Below are 23051 nucleotides of genomic sequence, written 5' to 3' on the forward strand. Positions count from 1 at the left end.
CAGGGATGCAGGGGAACGCCCGATGACACCGGGGCGCGGGCCGAGCATGCGGCAGGAGAAGCGGAAAAAAGTGCGCGAAACGGCTGACGATCTCACACCGCCATCGACAGCGGTACGCCCTGCAGCCATTCCGGGTGGTAGCGCAACAGCATCTCCAGGCCGCGCTCCTGGTAGGCCGGGAAGCTGATCGCGACCAGCGTCTCACCCTTGACCTTCTGCGGCGGGCCGAGACGCTGGAGGATCACGCCGTTGCGAACGAAATAGCGCTCCATGGCCGTGGTGGTCACCGCCACCACCGAACTGGCACCCAGGTACCAGGCGCATTGCAGGCTGGACCAGAATATCTTCATCGCCAGTTGCGGATCGTCCGCCGCGCTGGCGGCGTAGCGCGAAAGCTCCCATACCGACGGATCGCTGGGCGGGGTTTCGCTGCACAGGTAAGCGAAGACTTCCTTGAGCAGGTAGGCGTCGGTCGTCGGCAACAGGCGGGCGCAACCGCAGATACCCTGGCGGCCCATGGCGACGATGTAGCGGGTTTGCGGATGGTCGAACTGGTCGAACTCCTGATCGCGGACCCTGGAGGTGGAGACCACGTCCCAGCCCAGCTTCTCGATGAAGACCTGATGCCGGTAGCGTCCCAGCTCGGCGATCATGGCGGCGGAAAGCCCTTCCAGCGATTCAGAGAGCAATTCGATCATGACCAAGTCCCCGTGTCGTGCCGGCCGAGAAAAAAAGGCGGCATCCCTACCCTGATACTCCTGGGCCCTCTCAGTCGGAGGACATACCAGCACACACATGAGGGGGAAGACTAAAGGAGGATGAACGGCAGGCAACCTGCCAGATCTGGTAGGGCGCGCCAGCCGGCGCGCCCTAGGCATCAGATGAGGCCCAGCGCCGCAGCGTAGGCGGCAGCCAGCGTCTTGTTCGGCGCGTCGAACTTCTTCTGGATGTTCTTGTGGTGGAAGTTCACCGTGCTCTCGGAAATGCTCAGGATGATGGCGATTTCCCCGGAGCTCTTGCCGTCGGCGGTCCATTGCAGGATCTCGCGTTCGCGATGGCTCAGGCAGACCGGGTTGGACATCAGCATCGGATGCTCCAGGTCGGTCAGCTTCTGGGTCAGCAACTCGATCATGCAACGCAGCCGCAGGCGGATTTCCTCGCGCTCGAAGCTGGAGATGTTCTGCTGGTCGCGCGCCACGGAAAGCACGCTGAGCAAATTGTTCGGCGCGCGTATCGGCAAGGTCGCGCCGACGCAGAGTCCCCAATCGCGGGCCTCGTTCCAGAGCATCCGGCTCTGGTCGAACAGGCTGTCGCTCCAGACCACCATTTCCGAGGAGCGCAGGCCGTTGAGGATCGCCGGATCCACGGCCCCGTAGTTCTGCATCTGGTATCGCTCCAGCCAGGCCTTGGGATAGGTGCCATGGACCTCGGTCTTCGGCCGGGTGAAGGGAATCGTGTGGCGCACGCCATAGGCGTAGTAATCGAAGCCCAGGCGCCGCACTTCCTTTTCCAGGACGGCGAACACGCCCTGGCTGTCGTGGATCGGCTGCATCTCGCTACGCAAACCGTCCCACCACAGCAAAAAGCCTCCGTCATTCCTCATTGCAGTAAGCCCTGATCGATAAAAAATGCATCGCAGCAGAATTGGCCCGGGGTATGACGCTGTCAAGCGCGCAGCCTTGCCGATACGGCAAAATCATGGCAACCCTATCTGTTATGCCAGCACCGTTCAGGACGCAGCCTTCAGCCATCGCGCATCCCCCTCCCTATGACAACGTTCGACCACCTGGGCCGCTTTACCGCAAGCGATACTGTGCGGTTGTGACAATTCCATGAAACGCCGACAGGCCGCCGCCATGGCCGGGTCCTCGAGCAAGCGCCACAGCGCCCCGCGCAACTCCTGCTCGCGCAACGGCGCGCCCAGGCGCATCCCGCAGCCGAGCCGGACCAGCCGTTCGGCATTGTCGAACTGGTCGTGGGCACAGGGCAGCAGCACCTGCGGCACCCCCGCCGCCAAGGCCAGGCTCATGGCGCCGATACCGCCCGGATGGACCAGCCCGGCGCACGATGGCAGCAAGGCTCCCAGTGGCGCGTAGGCGCGCTGCAGCACATGGTTCGGCAAGCCGCGCAGCGGTTCCTGGCCGGCGCCGGTGAGGAAGATCCCACGCGCGCCGAGGCGTTCCAGCGCGCGCAGGGCCATGGCGTAGAAGTCGCCCTGCAGGTGTTCGGTCGAGCCCTGGGTGAACACCAACGGCCGGCTGCCCTGATCGAGAAAGCGTTGCAGTTCGTCGTCGAGCGGGGTCCCCGGGATACTGCCGTCGAACAGCGGGAAGCCGGTCATGTGCAGGGGTTGCGGCCAATCCTGCTGGGGCGGCGCGAACCAGGCCGGGAACAGGCAGACCACGCCCTGCGGCGAATGCATCCATTGGGTGAAGATGCGCTTCACCGGCGTTTCCAGGCCAACCTTGCGGCGCACCGCGTTGATCTCCGGCGCGCAGGTGCGATCCAGCTTGAAGCGCTCGATGCAGCGCCAGAGCAGCTTGCGCATCGCCAGCGGCATCTGCTCGGGCACGTTGAACTTGGGGTGTACCGGCGGCAGGTGCGCCGACAACAGGGTCGATGGCGAGACCTGCGCGGACAGGTAGGGAATCCCGTACTTCTCGTGAGCGATGCGTGCGCCCAGCGCCCATAGCGAGCCGACCACCACGATGTCGTCATGGCGCTGCGCCGAGACGTACTCGTAGACCGGCTCGATCATCCCGGCGATGGCTTGCCAGAGCACGCCGAAGGACGTCTTGGGGTCCCACAGGCGCGGATCGCCCATGGTCCGGCGGTAGGTCAGTTCGTCGCTCAGCGGGACGAACGCGATACCGTGCTGCTCCACCGCGTCGCGAAACACCGGGATGGTGCAGAGGCTCACGCGGTGCCCGCGCAGTTTCAGGGTCCGGGCCAGGCCGATGAAGGGAAATACGTCGCCGGCCGAGCCGATGGCGATGAGGATGGCGTGCATGGGGCTACTCCGTGCGTTATGCAACCGCAAAGCCCGGCCAGGCCGGGTCTTCGCAGGTCAAGGGTTCAGGCGTAGCCGATGGCCATCTCGTGGAATCCCGCCGCGCGTTCCGCCCGCTGCGGCTCCGGTTGCTTCAGCAGGTGCTCGAGCAGGGCGCGGTGCACGCGTACCGCGGCCAGCTTGGACTCCAGGTCGAGGAAATGCCCGGTGCCCTCCACCCGCGAGAAACTGCAGTGCGGCAGGTAGTCGCGGAACTGGCGGGCGTCCTCGGCGGGGGTGTATTCGTCCCAGCTGCCGTTGATGAAATGCACGTGGCTCTGGATCCGCTCCAGGCAAGCCAGGTAGCCCCGATCGTTGAGCGCCAGCACCTGGTCGATGTGAAAGCGCGCCTGCTCGTATTCGCCGGTGGCCAGCGAAGCCATGTGCTGATGGTTGCTGGCTTTCAGGCGCGGCGGCAGGTATTTGCCGACGGTCTCGTTGAGCAGATGGCCGATCGCCGACTTGTCGTCCAGCTCGATCAGCGCCTGCGCCCGCCCGACGTAGTCGAGCATCGCCTGGTTCAGCCCAGGGGCGAATGCCATCACCACCGAGCTGCGGATACCGCGCGGATTGCGCGACAGCGCCAGCAGCGTGGAGATGCCGCCCCAGGACGCGGAGACCAGGTGATTGACCTCGAAGCGCTCGATCAGCGCCAGGAGGATTTCCACCTCGTCATCCTTCGTGATCAACCCGCGCTGCGGGTTGTGCTGCCGCGACTGCCCGGCGAAGGGCAGGTCGAACAGCACCACGTTGAAATGTTCGGCCAGGCACTTGCAGGTCCGGGCGAACGAGGCGGTGGTCGCCATCGCGCCGTTGACCAGCATCACCGTGCTGCGCCCGGGATCCTGCCCAACGCGCTCGACATGTACCCGCAGGCCCTTGCAAACCGATACCAACAGACTTTCGCGCCGCATCTCACACCTCCCAAAAATTTTCGAACAGGCAAACAGCTATCGCTGCCACGGGTATCCCGGCATTACATAGAGTTCGTTCTTGTTGTTCGAACGGCAGACAAGTAACTCAGCGGCCACCCGCGCGGACCAGCCACGACGGATGCATACCCCTTCAGGCGAGGGGCTTGTGTGGGTCTTGCAGATCGGCCTGCGCAAACGATTGGCGTCCGTGTTCACGCCTAGCCGATGAACACTTTTTAGCCAATTCGAAAGCTAACGGTAACTGCCAGATTTCACAGGACGGGCGGTCGCCTGCGCATAAGCCCCTGCCCGCCCGCGATAAGGCGAGCCAGAGCGGCCGGCGGGGAACTGCGAGGCGTTGGCGGAAAAGGCATGAAAAAACCGGGCGCCAGGCCCGGTTTCCGGTGTCGAAACGCTCTGGCGTCAGGCTTTTGGCAGGGTCACGCCGCGCTGCCCCTGGTATTTGCCGCCACGGTCCTTATAGGACACTTCGCAGGCCTCGTCGGATTGCAGGAAGAGCATCTGCGCCACGCCTTCGTTGGCGTAGATCTTCGCCGGCAGGTTGGTGGTATTGGAGAACTCGAGGGTCACATGGCCTTCCCACTCCGGCTCCAGCGGAGTGACGTTGACGATGATGCCGCAACGCGCGTAGGTGCTCTTGCCCAGGCAGATGGTCAGGACGTCGCGCGGGATGCGGAAGTACTCGACGGTCCGCGCCAGGGCGAAGGAGTTCGGCGGGATGATGCAGACGTCGCTGTTGATGTCGACGAAGCTTTTCTCGTCGAAGTTCTTCGGATCGACCACCGCCGAATGGATGTTGGTGAACACCTTGAACTCGGCGGCGCAGCGCACGTCGTAGCCGTAGCTGGACACCCCGTAGGAAATCACCCGGCTGTCGTCCGCACCGCGCACCTGGCGCTCGACGAACGGCTCGATCATGCCGTGCTCCTGAGCCATGCGGCGAATCCACTTGTCCGATTTGATGGTCATGGAGGGTGTCCTGTCGAAAGCTGCGAAAAATGATCGCGAATCTTACCGGGGCCGCCGCCCCAGGGCAAAGGCAGCCGTCGCCGACGGCTGCCCGACCGCCTCAGTCGTCGCTGATGCTGATGTTCGGCAGGCCGACGCTGGCCCGCTCGCTGAGCACGATGCGCGCGCCGACATGGCGGGCGATTTCCTGGTAGAGCATCGCCAGTTGGCTTTCCGGGTCGGCGATCACCGTCGGCCGGCCGCTGTCGGCCTGGGTGCGGATGGCGATCGACAGCGGCATGGAGGCCAGCAGCTCGACGCCGAACTGCGCCGCCAGCTTCTCGCCGCCGCCCTCGCCGAACAGGTGCTCGGCATGGCCGCAGTTGGAGCAGATGTGCACCGCCATGTTCTCCACCACGCCGAGCACCGGGATGTTCACCTTGCGGAACATCTCCACGCCCTTCTTCGCGTCGAGCAGCGCCAGGTCCTGCGGGGTAGTGACGATCACCGCGCCGGCCACCGGCACCTTCTGCGCCAGGGTCAGCTGGATGTCGCCGGTGCCCGGCGGCATGTCCACCACCAGGTAGTCGAGGTTGTCCCAGGCGGTCTGGGTGATCAGTTGGATCAGGGCGCCGGAGACCATCGGTCCGCGCCAGACCACCGGCGTGCTGTCGTCGGTGAGGAAGGCCATCGACATCACCTGGACCCCGTGCGCCTCCAGGGGCTCAAACCACTTCTGCTCGCGGACCTTCGGCCGGGTACCTTCCGGCAGGCCGAACATGATGCCCTGGCTGGGTCCGTAGATGTCCGCGTCGAGGATGCCCACCCGCGCACCCTCGCGGGCCAGGGCCAGGGCCAGGTTGGCGGCGGTGGTGGACTTGCCGACGCCGCCCTTGCCGGAAGCCACCGCGACGATGTTCTTCACGTTGCCCATCACCTCGACCTGCGGCTGTGCCTTGTGCGGCTGGATCACGCAGTCGACCCGGACCTCGGCGCGAGCGACGCCGTCGAGCGCCTCCAGGGCCATTTGCAGGGTTTGCGCCAGGCCGTTCCTGAACAGCCCGGCGGCGTACCCCAGTTCCAGGCGCACCCGCACGCGGTCGCCCTGGATCTCCACCTCGCGCAGGCAGCCGGCGCTGACGGGGTCCTGGTTCAGATAGGGGTCCTGGTACTGGCGGAGGGTGGCTTCCACCGTTTGGCGAGTGATAGCGGACATGGGGGATTTCCTGAGGGTTAAGCGGGGAATCGATGCCGGTCATCCTACCCGAGTGGCGCGCGGATGAAAAAAAACCGCCGCTTCTTTATAGTGACCGATCCGTTTAGCTCTCAGCCGATAAGCCGAACCCATGTCCGAACCACGCAAGATCCTCGTTACCAGCGCCCTCCCCTACGCCAACGGTTCCATTCACCTGGGACACATGCTGGAGTACATCCAGACGGACATGTGGGTGCGCTTCCAGAAGATGCGTGGCAACCAGGCCGTCTACGTCTGCGCCGACGACGCCCACGGTTCGGCGATCATGCTCCGCGCCGAGCGCGAGGGCATCACCTCCGAGCAACTGATCGATGCCGTGCGCGCCGAGCACATGGGCGACTTCGCCGACTTCCTGGTGCACTTCGACAACTACCACTCGACCCACTCGGAAGAAAACCGCGAGCTGTCCAGCGCGATCTACCTGAAACTGCGCGACGCCGGGCACATCGACACCCGCCCGGTGACCCAGTACTTCGACCCGGAAAAGCAGATGTTCCTCGCCGACCGCTTCATCAAGGGCACCTGCCCGAAGTGCGGCACCGCCGACCAGTACGGCGACAACTGCGAGGCCTGCGGCGCGACCTACGCCCCGACCGAACTGAAGGACCCGAAATCGGCGATCTCCGGCGCCACCCCGGTGCTCAAGGAATCGCTGCACTACTTCTTCAAGCTGCCGGACTTCGAGGCCATGCTCAAGCAATGGACCCGCAGCGGCGCCCTTCAGGAGTCGGTGGCCAACAAGCTCGCCGAATGGCTGGACAGCGGCCTCCAGCAGTGGGACATCTCGCGTGACGCGCCGTACTTCGGCTTCGAGATTCCCGACGCTCCCGGCAAGTACTTCTACGTCTGGCTGGACGCGCCGATCGGCTACATGGCCAGCTTCAAGAACCTCTGCGCGCGGCGTCCCGAACTGGACTTCGACGCGTTCTGGGGCAAGGACTCCGGCGCCGAGCTGTACCACTTCATCGGCAAGGACATCGTCAACTTCCACGCGCTGTTCTGGCCGGCCATGCTCGAAGGCGCCGGCTACCGCAAGCCGACCGCGCTGAACGTGCACGGCTACCTGACCGTGAACGGCCAGAAGATGTCCAAGTCACGCGGCACCTTCGTCAAGGCGCGCACCTACCTCGACCACCTGGACCCGGAATACCTGCGCTACTACTACGCCTCCAAGCTCGGCCGCGGCGTCGAGGACCTCGACCTGAACCTCGAGGACTTCGTGCAGAAGGTCAACTCCGACCTGGTCGGCAAGGTCGTCAACATCGCCAGCCGCTGCGCCGGCTTCATCCACAAGGGCAACGCCGGCGTGCTGGTCGGCGCCGATCCGGCGCCGGAGCTGCTCGCCGCCTTCCGCGAGGCCGCACCGGGCATCGCCGAGGCCTATGAGGCCCGCGACTTCAATCGCGCCATGCGCGAGATCATGGCCCTCGCCGACCGCGCCAACGCCTGGATCGCCGAACAGGCGCCCTGGGCGCTGGCCAAGCAGGAAGGCCAGCAGGACAAGGTCCAGGCCGTCTGCGGCCTGGGCATCAACCTGTTCCGCCAACTGGTGATCTTCCTCAAGCCGGTGCTGCCGAAGCTGGCCACCGCCGCCGAAGCCTTCCTCAACGTCGCCCCGCTGACCTGGGCCGACCACCAGACCCTGCTGGCCAACCACCAGCTGAACCCGTTCCAGCCCCTGATGACCCGTATCGAGCCCGCGAAAGTAGAAGCCATGATCGAAGCCTCCAAGGAAGACCTCGCCGCCGCATCGCAACCCGCCGGCAACGGCGAGCTGGTCAAGGAACCCATCGCCGCGGAGATCGACTTCGACGCTTTCGCCGCGGTCGACCTGCGTATCGCCCTGATCGAGAAGTGCGAATTCGTCGAAGGCGCCGACAAGCTGCTGCGCCTGTCGCTGGACATCGGCGACGCGAAGCGTAACGTGTTCTCCGGGATCAAGAGCGCGTATCCCGACCCGAGCGCCCTGGAAGGCCGCCTGACGCTCTATGTGGCCAACCTGGCGCCGCGCAAGATGAAGTTCGGGGTGTCCGAGGGCATGGTCCTGGCCGCCGGTCCGGGTGGCGAGGAGATCTACCTGCTGAGTCCGGACAGCGGCGCCAAGCCGGGCCAGCGCGTCAAGTAACGCAGACCACGAAGCCATGGAGGGCTCGATAGAATGAACGCATGGAAGCTTGCCGCCGGCGTCCTGCTGGCGGCGCTCTACGGATGCTCCGCCGAACACGCCGAAAGCGTCTCCGGCAATGCCGGTTTCCAGGGCGAGACGGGCAAGCCCGGCACCGCCCTCGCCTACGAACACCGCGTCGGCATCCGCCTTCCCGCCGCGCGTATCGACGCGCAACTCGCCGCCAGCCGCGACGCCTGCAACAGCGAGCGCTTCGGCCAGTGCGACGTGCTCGCCATCGAACAACGCGGCGGTATCGGCCATTACGCCGAACTCACCGTGCGCATCGTCCCGGACGGCGTGGAGAAGCTGGTCGCGGCCGCTGCCGAGGGCGGTACGCTGGAAAGCCGGCAGACCCGCGCCGAGGACCTGGCCCAGGCGGTCGCCGACACCCGCCAGCAACGCGAGCGCCTGCAACGCGAGTACCAGACCCTGCAGCAATACCAGGGGCGCAAGGACATGAGCGTCGGCGACCTGCTGGCCCTGGCCAAGGAAATCGCCGCGGTGGAAGCCCAACTGGCCGACAACGCCCAGGCCGGCGCCCAGCAGCAGCGGCGCATCGCTACCAACCTGCTGACCCTGAGCTTCAGCAGCGAGGCGCAGCCGGACAGCCGCCTCGGCCAGCTCGCCACGGCCGCCGGGCAACTGCTCGACGACCTTGTCGATGGCACCATCGCCGCAATGAAGTTCTTCGCCTACAGCCTGCCGTTCCTCGTCGTGCTGCTGCCGCTGGGCCTGTTGCTGCGCGGCCTGTGGCGCTGGCTGCGGCGGCCTGGCAAGAACGAGGCGCGCTGAGCCCAGGCATACGGGCGGACCGGGAGGGTCCGCTCTTTCGCCCAGGACCGCCTGACGGACCTGGCAACTCACAAGGAGGAAGACCGATGACCGCCACCAGCGACCTGATCGAGTCACTGATTTCCTATAGCTGGAACGACTGGCAGGTGACCCGCCAGGAAGCCCGCCGGGTGATCGCCGCGATCCGCAACGACAACGTGCCCGATGCGACCATCGCCGCACTCGACAAGAGCGGCTCGCTGATCAAGCTGTTCCAGCGGGTGGGCCCGCCGGAACTGGCGCGCTCGCTGATCGCCAGCATCGCCGGGCGCACCACCATGCAGCGCTACCAGGCACGCAGTGCCTTGATCCGCAGCCTGATCAACAATCCCCTGGGCACCCAGACCGACAACTGGATCTACTTCCCCACCATCACCTTCTTCGACATCTGCGCCGACCTCGCCGACGCCGCCGGCCGCCTGGGCTTCGCCGCGGCCGGCGCCACCGGGGTGGCCAGCCAGGCGATCCAGGGTCCGTTCAGCGGGGTCGGCGCCACCGGCGTCAATCCGACCGACCTGCCGTCCATCGCCCTAGGCGACCAGCTCAAGCTGCTCAACAAGGACCCGGCGACCGTCACCAAGTACAGCAACCCGCTCGGCGACCTGGGCGCCTACCTGAGCCAGCTGTCGCCGCAAGACAAGCTGAACCAGGCACAGACGCTGGTCGGCCAGCCGATCAGCACGCTGTTCCCCGACGCCTATCCGGGCAACCCGCCGTCGCGGGCCAAGGTCATGTCCGCGGCCGCGCGCAAGTACGACCTGACGCCGCAACTGATCGGCGCGATCATCCTCGCCGAGCAGCGTGACCAGACCCGCGACGAAGACGCCAAGGACTATCAGGCGGCAGTCAGCATCAAGAGCGCCAACACCTCCATCGGCCTCGGCCAGGTGGTGGTCTCCACCGCGATCAAGTACGAGCTGTTCACCGACCTGCTCGGCCAGCCGGTGCGCCGCGGCCTGTCGCGCAAGGCGGTCGCCACCCTGCTGGCTTCCGACGAATTCAACATCTTCGCCACCGCCCGTTACATCCGCTACGTCGCCAACCTGGCGTCGCAACAGGAGCTGCGCAAGTTGCCGAAGACCCGCGGCGCATTTCCCTCCATCGATCTCCGCGCCTACGCCGGCAATCCGCGCAACTGGCCGCGGGACAATGTCCGTGCGCTGGCCTCGGAATACACCTCGCGGCCCTGGGACGACAACCTGTCGCCGGGCTGGCCGATGTTCGTCGACGATGCCTACGCCACCTTCCTCGACCCTGGAATGAGGTTCCCATGAAGACAGTCGCCCTGATTCTCGCCAGCCTCGCCCTGCTGGCCTGCACCGCGGAGTCCGGGGTGGACTTCGACAAGACCCTGACCCACCCGAACGGCCTGGTGGTGGAACGCCCCGTCGGCTTCGACGCGCGGCGCAGCGCCGAGGGCTTCCGCTTCGACGAAGGCGGCAAGCTGCGCAACCCACGCCAACTGGAAGTCCAGCGACAGGAGGCGCCGCCCCCGCCCGACCTGGCGAGCAGGCGCCTGGGCGACGGCGAGGCGCGCTACAAGATAGAGGAAGACGACGGCGGCTCCGCAGGCAGCGAATACCGCCTGTGGGCAGCCAAGCCGGCGGGCGCGCGGTGGATCGTGGTCAGCGCCAGCGAGCAGAGCGAGGATGGCGAACCGACCTTCGCCCTGGCCTGGGCGCTGCTGGAGCGGGCCAGATTGCAGTGAGCGCGTCCCCGGGAGACGCAGCGGCAGTCCGTCTCCCCGTCTTTCGTACGTGTTTGCGCTAGCCTTGCAGGACAATCCCGCCCGATAATAGGGGATTTCCCCCGACGGCCCCGGCCCTGCAACGAATGCTTCGCGTATGACTGAACTCGCCCTGATCCTGGTCAGCGCCATCCTGGTCAACAACTTTGTCCTGGTGCAGTTCCTCGGCCTGTGCCCGTTCATGGGCGTGTCGCGGAAGATCGAGACGGCCATCGGCCTGTCCCTCGCTACCACCTTCGTCCTGACCCTGGCGGCGATGTGCAGCCATATCCTGCAACGCTATGTGCTGCGCCCGCTGGACCTGGAGTACCTGCGCACCATCGGCTTCATCCTGGTGATCGCGGTGGTGGTGCAGTTCACCGAGATGCTGGTGAAGAAGACCAGCCCGCTGCTGTACCGGGTGCTCGGCATCTTCCTGCCGCTGATCACCACCAATTGCATCGTCCTCGGCGTCGCCCTGCTCAACGCCAGCAAGGCCGAATACGGCTTCCTCCAGGCCACTACCCAGGGCTTCGGCGCCGGGTTGGGCTTTTCCCTGGTGCTGGTGCTGTTCGCCGCCCTGCGCGAGCGCATCGCCATCGCCGATGTGCCGGCGCCGTTCCGCGGCGCGGCTATCGGCATGATCACCGCCGGCCTGATGTCGCTGGCGTTCATGGGCTTCAGCGGATTGGTCCGGCCATGAACGGCGTGTTCCTGGCGATCGGCGCGCTGCTGCCGATCTGCATGGCCGGCGGCGCGCTGCTCGGCTATGCGGCGGTGCGCTTCCGCGTCCAGGGCGACCCAGTCGCCGAGCAGGTCAACGCCCTGCTGCCGCAGACCCAGTGCGGCCAGTGTGGCTACCCCGGCTGCAAGCCCTACGCCGAGGCGATCGCCGCCGGCGACAAGATCAACAAGTGCCCGCCGGGCGGCGAAGCGACCATCCGCGCCCTCGCCGACCTGCTCGACCTGGAGCCCGAGCCGCTCGACGCCGCCGAGGAAACCCCGGCGCGAGTGGCCTACATCCGCGAGGCCGAATGCATCGGCTGCACCAAGTGCATCCAGGCCTGCCCGGTGGACGCCATCGTCGGCGCCGCACGGCTGATGCACACGGTGATCGCCGACGAATGCACCGGTTGCGACCTGTGCCTGGAGCCCTGTCCGGTGGACTGCATCGAGATGCGCGAGATACCGGACGACGTGCGCCACTGGAAATGGCCGCAGCCGTCGCCGCAACTGATCGCCAGCGACCGGGAGCGAGCGGCATGAGCGCCCTGCACGCCTTCCCCGGCGGCCTCTGCCTGCCAGGCAACAAGGAGCGCTCCACCGCCCTGCCGATCCAGCAGGCGCCGCTGGCGCAGCGCTACATCGTGCCGCTCGGCCAGCACATCGGCGCGCCGGCGCGGCCTTGCGTGGAAGTCGGCCAGGCCGTGCTCAAGGGCCAGACCATCGCCCTCCCGGACGGCACCGTCAGCGCCGCACTGCATGCCCCGACCTCGGGTACCGTGGTGGCGATCGGCGCACACCCCTATCCGCATGCCTCCGGTCTTCCCGCGCCGGCCATCGTCATCGCCAGCGACGGCCTGGAGCGCTGGACCGATCTGCATCCCTGCCCGGACTTCCGCGCCGAAAGCCCGCTGGCGCTGCTCGAACGCATCCGCGCGGCCGGCATCGGCGGTCTCGGCGGCGCCGGCTTCCCCACCGCGGCCAAGCTCGCCGCGCGCCCGGCGGAAAAGATCCATACGCTGGTGGTGAACGGCGCCGAATGCGAGCCTTACATCAGCGCCGACGACCTGCTCATGCGCGAGCGCGCCACGCAGGTGCTGGACGGCATCGATATCCTGGTGCATATCCTGCGTCCCGAAGAGGTGCTGGTCGGCATCGAGGACGACAAGCCGGAAGCCATCGCCGCCCTCGGCGCCGCCCTCGGTGAACGGCCCTATCGCATCGTCGCCCTGCCGACCCGCTATCCCTCGGGCGGCGAGCGCCAGCTGATCCAGTTGCTCACCGGCAGGGAAGTCCCGGCGGACGGCCTGCCGGCGGACATCGGCATCCTGTGCCAGAACGTCGGCACCCTGGCCGCCGTGCACGATGCCGTCGTCCTCGGTCGGCCGCTGATCTCGCGGATCACTACCCTCGCCGGCGGCGCCCTGGAGCGGCCGATGAACGTCGAGGCGCTGATCGGTACGCCGGTACACGAGTTGCTGGCGTTCGCCGGCCTCGCCGAGGGACGTCTGGAACGCGTGCTGATGGGCGGGCCGATGATGGGCTTCGCCCTGCCCGATCTCTCGGTGCCGCTGATCAAGACCTGCAACTGCCTGCTCGCCGGCGATGCCACGGAGCTGCCGGAACCAGTGCCGGCCATGCCCTGTATCCGCTGCGGCGACTGCGCCCAGGTCTGCCCCGTCAGCCTGCTGCCACAACAACTGCATTTCTTCGCCCTGGGCGACGAGCACGAGCAATTGCTCGCCCACAACCTGTTCGATTGCATCGAATGCGGCGCCTGCGCCTACGTCTGCCCGTCGAGCATTCCCCTGGTGCAGTACTACCGCGCGTCCAAGGCGGAGATCCGCGAGCAGCGGCAGAAGTTGCTGAAGGCCGAACAATCCCGCGAGCGTTTCGAGCAACGCCAGGCTCGCCTGCGCCGCGACGAGGAGCGCCGGGCCGCAGAACGCGCCCAACGCGCGGAGAAGGCCGCGCGGGCGCGCGCCGCCCAGGCCGAGCGCGAGGAAGCCGCCCCCGCCACGGCGGTCGACCCGGTGCAGGCGGCGATCGAGCGGGCCAGGGCGCGCAAGCAGGCCGGTAGCGGCAGCGAACGGCTGAAACGGCTGAAGATCGAAGCGAGCATGGCGCGGGTGGCCCTGAAGAAGGCCGAGAAACAGTTGCTCAGCCACGACACCCCGGAACAGCATGGCCTGGTCGCGGAACTGCGCGCCGCCGCCGAGGCCGCCGACAAGGCCCTGGCCGATGCCGAAGCCAGCCTGCCGCGCGACCTACCCAGCGCACCGCCTGCCGCGCTCGGCGACGAAGCCGAACTGAAGAAGGCCAAGGCCCAGGCCGCCATGGCCCGCGCCCAGCTCAAGCGCTCGGAAAAGGCCTTCGGCGAAGCGCCCGGCGCCGAGCAGCGGGCGACCCTCGACGAACTGCGCGCCGAGGTCGAGCGTTGCGAAGCCACCCTGGCCCGCCTCGAGCGTCACGCGCCGAAGCCCGCGGCGCCCCGCGACGACGGCCAGGCGGCGCTGAAGCGGGCGAAAATCGCCCTGGTCGGCAAGCGCGCGGCGTTGAAGAAGGCCGAGCAGGCCGGGGTGATGGACAGCGAGCTGGAACGCCTGCGCGGCGAGCTGCAAGCCGCCGAGCGCGACCTGCATGCCGCCGAGGACGCCTGCGGCAAGCCGGCGCCGGAGCTGGTGCGGATCGACAAGCATCCGGTCGACCCGCGCACCCGCGAGCTGAAGACCGAGCTGGCCTACGCCCGCGCCGCCCTGAAGAAGCTCGAACGCCTGGGGAACGCCGACGCCGCCGCACTCGCCGCCGCCCGCACGCGCCTGAGCGCCGCCGAGCGCGCCCTGACCGAACACGGTACGGAGTGACCATGGCCCTGCCCCGCCCCACCTCGCCCCACGCTCGCGGCCCCAACCGTACCCCGGCGATCATGCGCCTGGTGCTCGGCGCCTGCGTCCCCGGCCTGCTGACGCTGACCTGGCTGTACGGCCCGGGCACCCTGCTCAACCTGGCCTGGGCCAGCCTCGTCGCGCTGGCCTGCGAAGCCGCCATGCTGGCCCTGCGCAAACGTCCGCCAGGGGTGTTCCTCAAGGACGGCAGCGCACTGGTCACCGCCCTGTTGCTGGCCGTCGCCCTGCCGCCCTACGCCCCCTGGTGGCTGACCCTGGTGGCGACCTTCTTCGCCCTGGTGTTCGGCAAGCACCTGTACGGCGGCCTCGGACAGAACCCGTTCAACCCGGCGATGCTCGGCTACGTCGTGGCGCTGGTCTCGTTTCCCCTGGAAATGACCCGCTGGCCCTCGCCGGACAGTGCCCTCGGCCTGCCCGACAGCCTCCGCGAATTCCTCGGCCTCGCTATCCGGCCGGACGCCTGGGCCCACGCCACCGCCCTCGACGTGCTGAAGACCGACCGCAGCCTGACCGTCGACGAGCTGTTCGCCGGCAACCCGGCCTTCGGCCACCTCGGTAGCGCCGGCAGCGAGTGGGTCAACCTGGCGTTCCTCCTCGGCGGCCTGTTCCTGCTCTGGCGCCGGCTGTTCACCTGGCACGCGCCGCTGGGCATGCTCGCCGGCCTGTTCGCCATGAGCCTGCTGTTCTGGAATGGTTCCGGCTCCGATTCCCATGGCTCGCCGCTGTTCCATCTGTTCAGCGGGGCGACCATGCTCGGCGCCTTCTTCATCGTCACCGACCCGGTGTCCGGCGCCACCAGCAATCGCGGGCGGCTGGTCTTCGGCCTCGGCGTCGGCGTCCTCACCTACGTCATCCGCGCCTGGGGCGGCTATCCCGATGGCGTGGCGTTCGCCGTGCTGCTGATGAACCTGGCGGCGCCGACCATCGACTACTACACCCGGCCGCGCACCTACGGCCATCGCAAGGCCGAGCGCGGCTTCAAGGCAGGCGATTGATGGACGCCGCGACTCGCCGTTCGATGCTGCGCAACGCCCTCCTGCTCGGGCTCTTCGCCCTGGTCGGGGTGGGCCTGGTGGCCCTGGTGCAGCAATTCACAGAGGCGCGCATCGCCGAAGCCCAGCGCGAGGCGCGCGGCCGCGCCCTGCTGGAACTGCTGCCGCCGGGCAGCTACGACAACCATCCGCTGGACAGCCAGGTGCCAACCTTCGCGCCGAAGCTGCTCGGCCTGGATGCGCCGCGTCCGGCCTATGTCGCCCGCCTGCACGGCCAGGCCAGCGCAGTGATCCTCCAGGCCAGCGCGCCGGATGGCTACAGCGGCGCCATCCAGCTACTGGTCGGGGTCACCGCCCAGGGCCGGCTGCTCGGCGTGCGGGTCGTCGCGCACAAGGAAACCCCCGGCCTCGGCGACCGCATCGAGCTGGCCAGGAGTCCCTGGGTGCACGGTTTCGACGGCAAGAGCCTGGGCGATCCGGCGGACGCCGGCTGGGCGGTGAAGAAGGACGGCGGTACGTTCGACCAGTTCGCCGGCGCCACCGTCACCCCGCGCGCCGTGGTCCGCGCCGTGCACAAGGCGCTGCGCTACTTCGACGCCAACCGCGAACGCCTGCTCGCCCCCGAAGAGGCTGCCGGACATGAGTGAACAAGATTTCCGCGAGATCGCCCGCAACGGCCTGTGGCGCAACAACCCGGGCCTGGTCCAGTTGCTCGGCCTGTGCCCGCTGCTGGGCACCAGCAACTCGACGGTCAACGCCCTCGGCCTGGGCCTGGCCACCATGCTCGTGCTGGCCTGCTCCAATGCCGCGGTATCGTTGGTACGCGGCGCGGTGAGCGAGGCGATCCGACTGCCGGCGTTCGTCATGATCATCGCCGCGCTGACCACCTGCATCGAACTGCTGATGCAGGCCTGGACCTACGAGTTGTACCAGGTCCTCGGCATCTTCATCCCGCTGATCACCACCAACTGTGTGATCCTCGGTCGCGCCGAGGCCTTCGCGGCGAAGAACGGCGTGCTGCGCGCCAGCTTCGACGGACTGCTGATGGGCCTCGGCTTCGCCCTGGTCCTGCTGGTCCTCGGCGGCCTGCGCGAACTGCTCGGCCAGGGTACCCTGCTGGCCGACATGCACTTGCTGTTCGGCCCGGCGGCGGCGGACTGGAAGATCCAGCCGTTCCCGCAGTACCAGGGTTTCCTGCTGGCGATCCTGCCGCCGGGCGCGTTCATCATGCTCGGCCTGCTGATCGCCCTGAAGAACCGTATCGATGAAAGCCTGGCGGAACGCGCCAAGGCGCAGGCGGGCGACGTACCCGCCACCCAGCGCCAGCGCGTCCGCGTCACCGGAGTGATTGAATGAATGCCGCCAAGCGCGCGGAGATCTTCCGCCGACTGCACGAAGACAACCCCGAGCCAAGGACCGAACTGGCCTACACCACCCCCTTCGAACTGCTCATCGCGGTGATCCTCTCCGCCCAGGCCACCGACGTCGGGGTGAACAAGGCCACCGCCCGCCTCTATCCGGTGGCCAACACCCCCGAGGCGATCCACGCCCTCGGCGTCGAGGGGCTGTCGGAGTACATCAAGACCATCGGCCTCTACAACAGCAAGGCGAAGAACGTCATCGAAACCTGCCGCATCCTCATGGAAAAACACGGCGGCCAGGTCCCCGACAACCGCGAGGACCTCGAAGCCCTGCCCGGGGTTGGCCGCAAGACCGCCAACGTAGTGCTCAACACCGCCTTCCGGCAACTGGCCATGGCGGTGGACACGCATATCTTCCGCGTCGCCAACCGCACCGGCATAGCACCGGGAAAGAACGTTCTGGAGGTGGAGAAGAAACTGCTGAAGTTCGTGCCACGCGAGTACCTGCTCGATGCCCATCACTGGCTGATCCTGCATGGCCGCTACGTCTGCAAGGCGCGCAAGCCGCAATGCGGAAGCTGCCGGATCGAGGACCTGTGCGAATACAAGCACAAGACTTCAGACGATTGATCAACTATTCGAAATCCTATCTTTACGATTGAAAAAATCTTTTTTACCAGCCACGGCTTTGTCGCTATAAGGTGCGCCATCACCACCCCATAAGTTGGAGTGAATGTCATGGCAAAAGCCAAAGAAGAACTCGAGATCGACGACGAAGCCGGCGTTGAAGAGGATGACGGCGAGGAAACCAGCGTCGAGGTGGCCAAGACCAACCTGACCAAGCGTCGCATCATCGACAACCTGCTGGAAGAACGCCGCCTGCAGCGCCAGTTGTCGGACTACGACTTCGACCTGTGAGAGCGCCGCCCACACCGCAAGCAAGCCCCGCAATTGGCGGGGCTTCGTTTTTCCGGCGGCCATGAAAAGCCCGCCGAAGCGGGCCTGAACACCAGTGCGATCGAGCCGAGACCGCCATGCCCAGCCGGCACGCGCCGGGCGGCGGCCACGGCAACCGCTATCCGGAGGTCGCCGTCCCGGCCGCCGTCAGGGCCGCAGTTCGAACAGCGCCGGCAGCGGCGGCCACTCCGAAGGCACCTTGCGGAAGCGGCTGAAGCCGGCGGCCTCGGCCATCTGCCGCGCGCGGTCCTCGCCCATGAAGGCACCGAGGCCCTCGCCGCCGTGGGACAGCGAACAGGTCATGCAATACAGCGTGCTCTGCGGGTACATCACGCGACCGAACAGGTTCATGTTCTCGTGCAGTTCCTGCGACAGGTTGAGTTCCACCATCAGGTAGGTCCCATCGTCGGCGGTCGACTCGCGCAGGTCCTTCATCATCTGCTGCGGGTCGGTCGCGTCGTGGATGACCACGAAGGTCGTGACGAAGTCGAACTTCTTGCCCGCCAGCGCATCGGAATCGCTGACCTCGAAGCGCACCCGGTCGCCGACCCCCGCGGCCTCGGCGTTCGCCCGCGCACGTTCGATGGACGGCGCGTGGAAGTCACAGCCATAGACCTGGGCTTCGGGGAACGCCTTGGCCATCATGATCGCGGCCAGCCCGCTGCCGCAGCCGAAATCGAGCACGCTGCCACCCGCCTGGAGCTTTTCCTTGACGCCATCCAGCGAAGGAATCCAGTGCTGCACGAGGAAGTGCTTGTACCAGGGCATGGTCATGCGCTCCATGCCTTCCCAGGTTTCCAGCGGGAAGGATTCCTCGGGGCAACCGCCGCCGCAGCGGAAGGCCTCGATGATCTTCGGCGCCATGCTCACGAAGGGCACGCTCAACTGGATGATCCCGCCGGCGAAATAAGGCGAGTCCTCGTCGGCGAGCACCGGGACGAACTCGGCCGGCAACCGATAGCTCCTGCTCTGCGAATCGTAGGCCAGGTAGTTGCCGGTGACCATGCTGCCCAGCCATTCGCGCAGGTAGCGGGTGGTGTAGCCGGTCTGCTGCGCCAGTTCTTCCAGGGTCACCCATTGGCCATGGGCGAGCGCCTTGAACAGCCCCAGGCGGTCGCCGATGTAGAGCATCGCGCCGCGCAGGGTATTGCCGTAGTCCTCCATGATCCGTGCTGAAAACTGCTTGACCTTCGCGGTTTCGATCTCGTTAGCCTTTGTCATTCTTGTTCTCCGTTGATGTGCAGTACCGCCGCCTCTGGCGGCGGGTGATTCAGTGGTGGCCGGCGACCTTGTCCAGCACCTTGTCGACGATGGTCCCGGCCATGCCGAGATGGGTCCGCGGCTCGAACAGCCTGGCCAGGGTTTCCTTCGGCATGACGGCGCCCACCCGCGGATCCGACTCGAGCGCCTGGCGCATCGGAATCCGCTTGCGCTGGCAGGCCTGGGTGATCTCGAAGATGATTTCGTAAGCGCTGCTCTTGCCCAGTTGCTTGGCCATCTCGAAGACGAACGCCTCGGTACAGATCGCATCGCTGTATGCATTCGCCGTCCGCGCCATGGTCTCGTCGTGGACCGTGAGCCCGTCGATGGTGTCGGTCAGCAGCGACAGCGCCATCAGCGCATAGTGGGAAACGTCCGCCACCGCACACCATTCCAGGCGCGTGCCGCGGTAGTCCCGCTCGTGCTCGAGGATCATGGCGTCCAGCGCGAGCAGGACCTGGGCCTTGGCCAGCCGGGCCAGCACCACGACCTGCTCGCAGCCTTCCGGATTGCGCTTGTGGGGCATGGTGCTGCTACCGATCTGCTGCTGCGTCCAGCCCACCTCCAGCTCGCCGATCTCCCAGCGGTTCAGGGTGCGGATCTCGTCGGCGATCCGCGCCAGGGACGCGGTGACCATGGCCAGGGTGCTGACGAACTCGGTAACCCGGTCGCGGGACACGTGCCAACCCGCCAGCGGCACATCCAGCGACAGCCGCCGCGCGAAGCTTTCGAGCAGGAGCATGGCCTCGTCGCCGAAGGCGGCCATCGTGCCCACGCCGCCGAACAGTTGCACCACCAGGATCCGCTTGCGCGCCTCGCCCAGGCGTTCGCGGTGACGCAGCAACTCGTCGATCCAGCCGGCCACCTTCAGCCCGAAGGTGGTCGGCAACGCCGGGATCGAGTGGGTCCTGGCGACCATCAGCGCATTGCGGGTCCCGCTCGCCAGCACCGAGAGCCGGTCCAGGAGGATATCCAGCGCCCGCTCCGTTTCATCCAGCACATCGCGCATTTCCAGGGACTGCGCGGTGTCCTGGATATCCTGCGTGGTCGCGCCGAAATGCACGTACTCGCGCGCGCCGGGGCTGCAGTTCCTTTGCAGCGCGCCCAGCAGGGGCATCAGCGAATGCCCGGTGCTGGCCACACCCTCGGCGATCTGCTGCAGGTCGACGGCCGAAAGCCTGGCGGCCTTCGCGATCTCCAGCGCGGCCTCGGGCGGGATGACGCCGACATCGGCCTGCGCCAGCGCCAGCGCCGCCTCCACGTCGAGCCAGCGTTGCAGGCGGCAGTGGCTACAGAAGATCCGGCGGCTCACCGGGCCGGCGTAGCCGCCGCCATGGGTTTTAGAGTCAACGATGTGACTGTGTTCGTGCTTGCAGGACGACTCGGCCGGTGCGCCGCCGAAGCTCTGCGGATGCGCGGTGCACGAGGAACGGGCAAGCATTTCCAGCGATTCAGCATCCATCACCTATCCTCCATCACGTACTGGGACTGACCGGGATTACCTTGGGAAGAGGCGGTGCCTTCGGGCCTGTCGCCCGACGCGCCGGTTCGTGGTTTGCCGGCGACCAGGTCGACCATCTCCGCGGCGAGGCCGACGTAGCCGACGGGGTCGAGCAGTTCTTCGAGCGCCTCGGCGCTGAAACAGCCGCGCAACCTTGGCTGCCCGAGCAACGCCTCGCGGAACGGAACGCCCTGCCGCTGGGAGGCCTGGGTTACCTCATGGAGCAGTTCGTGGGCGGTCTGCTTGCCGAACTGCCCCGCCAGCGCGAGCATGACCCGCTCCGACAGGATCAGCCCCCCCAGCAGGTCGAGGTTGGTGCGCATGCGTTCCTCGCGCACCTCGAGCCCCTCGGCCAGCACCGCCTCCATGCGGGTCAGCAAGGCGCCGGCGTAGACGAACAGCTCCGGCAACGCCGCCCACTCGATGCGCCAAGCGGTGCCGTCGCGCTCGTGCAACTGGAACGCGGCATCGGTGAGCGCCACCATCTGCGCCCGCACCAGCCGCGACAGCGCGCTGACCAGGTCGACCGACGACGGGTTCCGCTTGTGCGGCATGGTGCTGCTACCTACCTGTCCCGGCCGGCCACCCTCGCGTACCTCGTCGATTTCGCTGCGCTGCAGGTGGTAGATCTCGTTCGCCACCCGGCCCAGCGTCACCGACACCTGGACCAGCAACCCGGCAACCTCCAGCACCCGGTCCCGGGCGCTGTGCCAACTGGTCGACGGCGCGCCGAGGCCAAGCCTGGCCAGGGTTCGCCGCTGTAGCTCGAAGCCCTGGGCGCCGAACGACGCCAGGGTTCCCACGGCACCGGTCAGGTTGCCGACCAGGACGCGTTCGCGCGCCTCGTCGAAGCGCGCCAGGTGGCGGTCGACTTCATCCACCCAGACGGCGACCTTGTAGCCGAAGGTCGTGGGCAGCGCCTGCTGCCCGTGGGTGCGTGCAGCCATCGGCGTGTGCTGGTGACGCAAGGCGAGCGCCAGCAGATGGCCACGGATCGAGTGCAGGAGCCCGAGCGCGTGGCCCCAGGCGTCCTTGACCTGCAGCATCAGCCCGGTGTCGAGGATGTCCTGGGTGGTCACGCCATAGTGCACGTACTCCCCCCAGCTACCCTCGCACGACCTCGCCAGGGCGCGGATGGTAGGCACCAGCAGGTGCCCTGTCTCCAGGCTTTCGCGGCCCAGTTGCGTGAGGTCGAAGCGCTCCACCTGGGCGGCGCGGTCGATCTCCCGCGCCGCCTCGTGGGGGATGATGCCCATCTCGGCCTGGGTCGCCGCCAAGGCTCGCTCGACATCCAGCCACCTCCGCACCTGGTTGGTATCGGAAAAGATCGCGGCGAATGCCGGGGACGAGTAGGCGCCCCCGTGTATACGGGATTCCGTAATGTGACTTGGCATTTTCGAGTGCTCGCTTTGTCCCGGTGGAAGTCACTTGACGCTCTGCATCTCTTCCCAGATCGCGTCGTAATAGGCCCTTTCCACACGGAAGTGCTGCGATAGCGAGGTCAGGAACGCATTCTGGAACTGCACGTCCGGAATCCGCCGCGCGATGAGTTGCCATTCGCGCTTGGCCCGCGGCGGTACGAGGCTGATGTGGACCTTGTAGTACTCCGCCTGGTCCTCGCTCAGGCCAGCCTGGAGCAGGGCCCGATAGAGCTTTTCGTGGTTCCCCGGCACGACCAGTTCGGTGATGTAGAACACCGCCAGTCCCCAACCGACCTCGGCATGCCGGAAGGCACGGGCGCGATTGTTCAGGTAGGCGATTTCCTCGGGCATCGTCGAGACGGCCTGGAAGTCCGCCTCCAGGCCGATGGCCTCGAGCAGCTTGGCCAGCAGGCGCGGATGCGAACCCTTTTCGTCTTCCTCGCCCAACTCGCCATAGAGGTAGCGCGCGAGCGCCGCGGCCTCGTCCACATCGGTCAGGTTGACCAACAGGTCGGCCGCATCGCGGTACAGGCGGAAGGTACGGAACCACTGGTGACGGAGGAACACCTGGAGCTGCGCGCGGGAGGCCGAGCCGGAGAACACGTACTGCGACATCGGGTGCCGCTCGCGGGACTGCGCGGCGATTTCCTGTTCGAGACGCTTCTGGAAATCCTCCTCGGACAGCGCCCTGGAAAGATCGGCGGCGGGCATGAAACGCTCTTCGACGCGATAGATCGCCCGGGCCAGCCAGCGCCGGGTCTGGGCGGTCGCCACGTCGTCGCTCAACGAAAGGACGTAGAGCAACTGCTGGTACGCGGCATAGGCCTGGCGGTCGCCCTTGAGCCCTGCCTCGGTCAGCGCGGCCAGCTTGCTCGCGGCGCTATCGATCTGGCGGGAAGTAGCATGGACGGCCAGCGCATCGGCAACGATGCGTGCTTCATCGATGGGCAGGTTCTGCAACTGCGGCAGGGAAAAATTGCGGGTATTCATCCTGTACTCCTTGTTCTTGTTCTGGATAG

At 66.9% G+C, this 23051-nt stretch carries 22 protein-coding genes; 12 read left to right on the forward strand and 10 right to left on the reverse strand.

Going from position 1 to position 23051, the window contains the following annotated elements:
• Nucleotides 1–92 precede the first annotated feature (92 nt).
• The 6 genes from rhlI to apbC form a co-directional block, all read right to left on the reverse strand.
• A complete protein-coding gene (gene rhlI, locus HMPREF2886_RS25275; protein WP_003111059.1) occupies nt 93–698 on the reverse strand; it encodes an acyl-homoserine-lactone synthase RhlI in 606 nt (201 codons plus the stop codon).
• Between the two features lie 179 nt (nt 699–877).
• The gene (gene rhlR / locus HMPREF2886_RS25280; protein WP_003119559.1) at nt 878–1603 is read right to left on the reverse strand and encodes a quorum sensing system transcriptional regulator RhlR; all 726 of its coding nucleotides are present in this window, start codon (nt 1601–1603) and stop codon (nt 878–880) included.
• A gap of 126 nt (nt 1604–1729) precedes the next feature.
• Complete coding sequence (locus HMPREF2886_RS25285) at nt 1730–3010, reverse strand: glycosyltransferase (protein WP_033970160.1); 1281 nt, start codon at nt 3008–3010, stop codon at nt 1730–1732.
• A gap of 65 nt (nt 3011–3075) precedes the next feature.
• Complete coding sequence (rhlA, locus tag HMPREF2886_RS25290) at nt 3076–3963, reverse strand: 3-(3-hydroxydecanoyloxy)decanoate synthase (RefSeq protein WP_070748610.1); 888 nt, start codon at nt 3961–3963, stop codon at nt 3076–3078.
• Nucleotides 3964–4386: 423 nt separating this feature from the next.
• Nucleotides 4387–4953, reverse strand: a complete 567-nt coding sequence (gene dcd / locus HMPREF2886_RS25295) for a dCTP deaminase (RefSeq protein WP_003092017.1) — start codon at nt 4951–4953, stop codon at nt 4387–4389.
• A gap of 100 nt (nt 4954–5053) precedes the next feature.
• Entirely contained in the window at nt 5054–6148 is a 1095-nt protein-coding gene (apbC, locus tag HMPREF2886_RS25300) for an iron-sulfur cluster carrier protein ApbC (RefSeq protein WP_003092020.1), read from the reverse strand.
• A 130-nt stretch (nt 6149–6278) separates the two neighbouring features.
• Between apbC and metG the strand changes: the two genes are divergently transcribed.
• From metG to HMPREF2886_RS25360, 12 genes are all read left to right on the forward strand, one after another.
• Entirely contained in the window at nt 6279–8312 is a 2034-nt protein-coding gene (gene metG, locus HMPREF2886_RS25305; RefSeq protein WP_033975566.1) for a methionine--tRNA ligase, read from the forward strand.
• Nucleotides 8313–8345: 33 nt separating this feature from the next.
• The gene (locus tag HMPREF2886_RS25310) at nt 8346–9146 is read left to right on the forward strand and encodes a DUF4349 domain-containing protein (RefSeq protein ID WP_003117530.1); all 801 of its coding nucleotides are present in this window, start codon (nt 8346–8348) and stop codon (nt 9144–9146) included.
• An 86-nt stretch (nt 9147–9232) separates the two neighbouring features.
• Nucleotides 9233–10459 carry a type VI secretion system effector muramidase Tse3 gene (tse3, locus tag HMPREF2886_RS25315; RefSeq protein WP_070748612.1) on the forward strand — a complete coding sequence of 409 codons (1227 nt, stop codon included), beginning with the start codon at nt 9233–9235 and terminating at the stop codon, nt 10457–10459.
• A complete protein-coding gene (gene tsi3, locus HMPREF2886_RS25320) occupies nt 10456–10893 on the forward strand; it encodes a T6SS effector muramidase immunity protein Tsi3 (RefSeq protein ID WP_033975570.1) in 438 nt (145 codons plus the stop codon). Before tse3 ends, tsi3 begins: the two co-directional genes overlap by 4 nt.
• A 136-nt stretch (nt 10894–11029) precedes the next feature.
• Nucleotides 11030–11614 carry an electron transport complex subunit RsxA gene (rsxA, locus tag HMPREF2886_RS25325; protein WP_023084047.1) on the forward strand — a complete coding sequence of 195 codons (585 nt, stop codon included), beginning with the start codon at nt 11030–11032 and terminating at the stop codon, nt 11612–11614.
• Complete coding sequence (gene rsxB / locus HMPREF2886_RS25330; protein WP_033970153.1) at nt 11611–12177, forward strand: electron transport complex subunit RsxB; 567 nt, start codon at nt 11611–11613, stop codon at nt 12175–12177. Before rsxA ends, rsxB begins: the two co-directional genes overlap by 4 nt.
• Complete coding sequence (rsxC, locus tag HMPREF2886_RS25335) at nt 12174–14498, forward strand: electron transport complex subunit RsxC (RefSeq protein WP_070748614.1); 2325 nt, start codon at nt 12174–12176, stop codon at nt 14496–14498. The genes rsxB and rsxC overlap by 4 nt, the downstream gene beginning before the upstream one ends.
• A 2-nt stretch (nt 14499–14500) precedes the next feature.
• Nucleotides 14501–15535 (forward strand): RnfABCDGE type electron transport complex subunit D, encoded by a 1035-nt coding sequence (locus HMPREF2886_RS25340; protein WP_033970151.1) that lies wholly within the window; start codon nt 14501–14503, stop codon nt 15533–15535.
• The gene (gene rsxG / locus HMPREF2886_RS25345; RefSeq protein WP_039027327.1) at nt 15535–16179 is read left to right on the forward strand and encodes an electron transport complex subunit RsxG; all 645 of its coding nucleotides are present in this window, start codon (nt 15535–15537) and stop codon (nt 16177–16179) included. Before HMPREF2886_RS25340 ends, rsxG begins: the two co-directional genes overlap by 1 nt.
• On the forward strand, nt 16172–16888 hold the full coding sequence (locus HMPREF2886_RS25350) for an electron transport complex subunit E (RefSeq protein ID WP_022579699.1): 717 nt from the start codon (nt 16172–16174) through the stop codon (nt 16886–16888). The genes rsxG and HMPREF2886_RS25350 overlap by 8 nt, the downstream gene beginning before the upstream one ends.
• Complete coding sequence (gene nth, locus HMPREF2886_RS25355; RefSeq protein ID WP_033970149.1) at nt 16885–17523, forward strand: endonuclease III; 639 nt, start codon at nt 16885–16887, stop codon at nt 17521–17523. Before HMPREF2886_RS25350 ends, nth begins: the two co-directional genes overlap by 4 nt.
• 108 nt (nt 17524–17631) lie before the next feature.
• Entirely contained in the window at nt 17632–17811 is a 180-nt protein-coding gene (locus HMPREF2886_RS25360; RefSeq protein ID WP_003092052.1) for a PA3496 family putative envelope integrity protein, read from the forward strand.
• Nucleotides 17812–17997: 186 nt separating this feature from the next.
• Here the strand turns inward: HMPREF2886_RS25360 and HMPREF2886_RS25365 are convergent, their stop codons facing one another.
• From HMPREF2886_RS25365 to HMPREF2886_RS25380, 4 genes are read right to left on the reverse strand one after another with little or no spacing between them, the layout of a single operon-like run.
• On the reverse strand, nt 17998–19071 hold the full coding sequence (locus HMPREF2886_RS25365; protein WP_039027326.1) for a class I SAM-dependent methyltransferase: 1074 nt from the start codon (nt 19069–19071) through the stop codon (nt 17998–18000).
• Nucleotides 19072–19120: 49 nt separating this feature from the next.
• Nucleotides 19121–20572 (reverse strand): class-II fumarase/aspartase family protein, encoded by a 1452-nt coding sequence (locus HMPREF2886_RS25370; RefSeq protein WP_033975582.1) that lies wholly within the window; start codon nt 20570–20572, stop codon nt 19121–19123.
• Nucleotides 20572–22005, reverse strand: coding sequence for an adenylosuccinate lyase (purB, locus tag HMPREF2886_RS25375; RefSeq protein WP_042169825.1), 1434 nt, complete (start codon nt 22003–22005; stop codon nt 20572–20574). Before purB ends, HMPREF2886_RS25370 begins: the two co-directional genes overlap by 1 nt.
• Before the next feature lie 30 nt (nt 22006–22035).
• Nucleotides 22036–23022, reverse strand: coding sequence for an HOASN domain-containing protein (locus HMPREF2886_RS25380; protein WP_033970145.1), 987 nt, complete (start codon nt 23020–23022; stop codon nt 22036–22038).
• Nucleotides 23023–23051: the final 29 nt, after the last annotated feature.

This window comes from Pseudomonas sp. HMSC066A08, from assembly GCF_001813025.1.
GTDB lineage: Bacteria > Pseudomonadota > Gammaproteobacteria > Pseudomonadales > Pseudomonadaceae > Pseudomonas > Pseudomonas aeruginosa.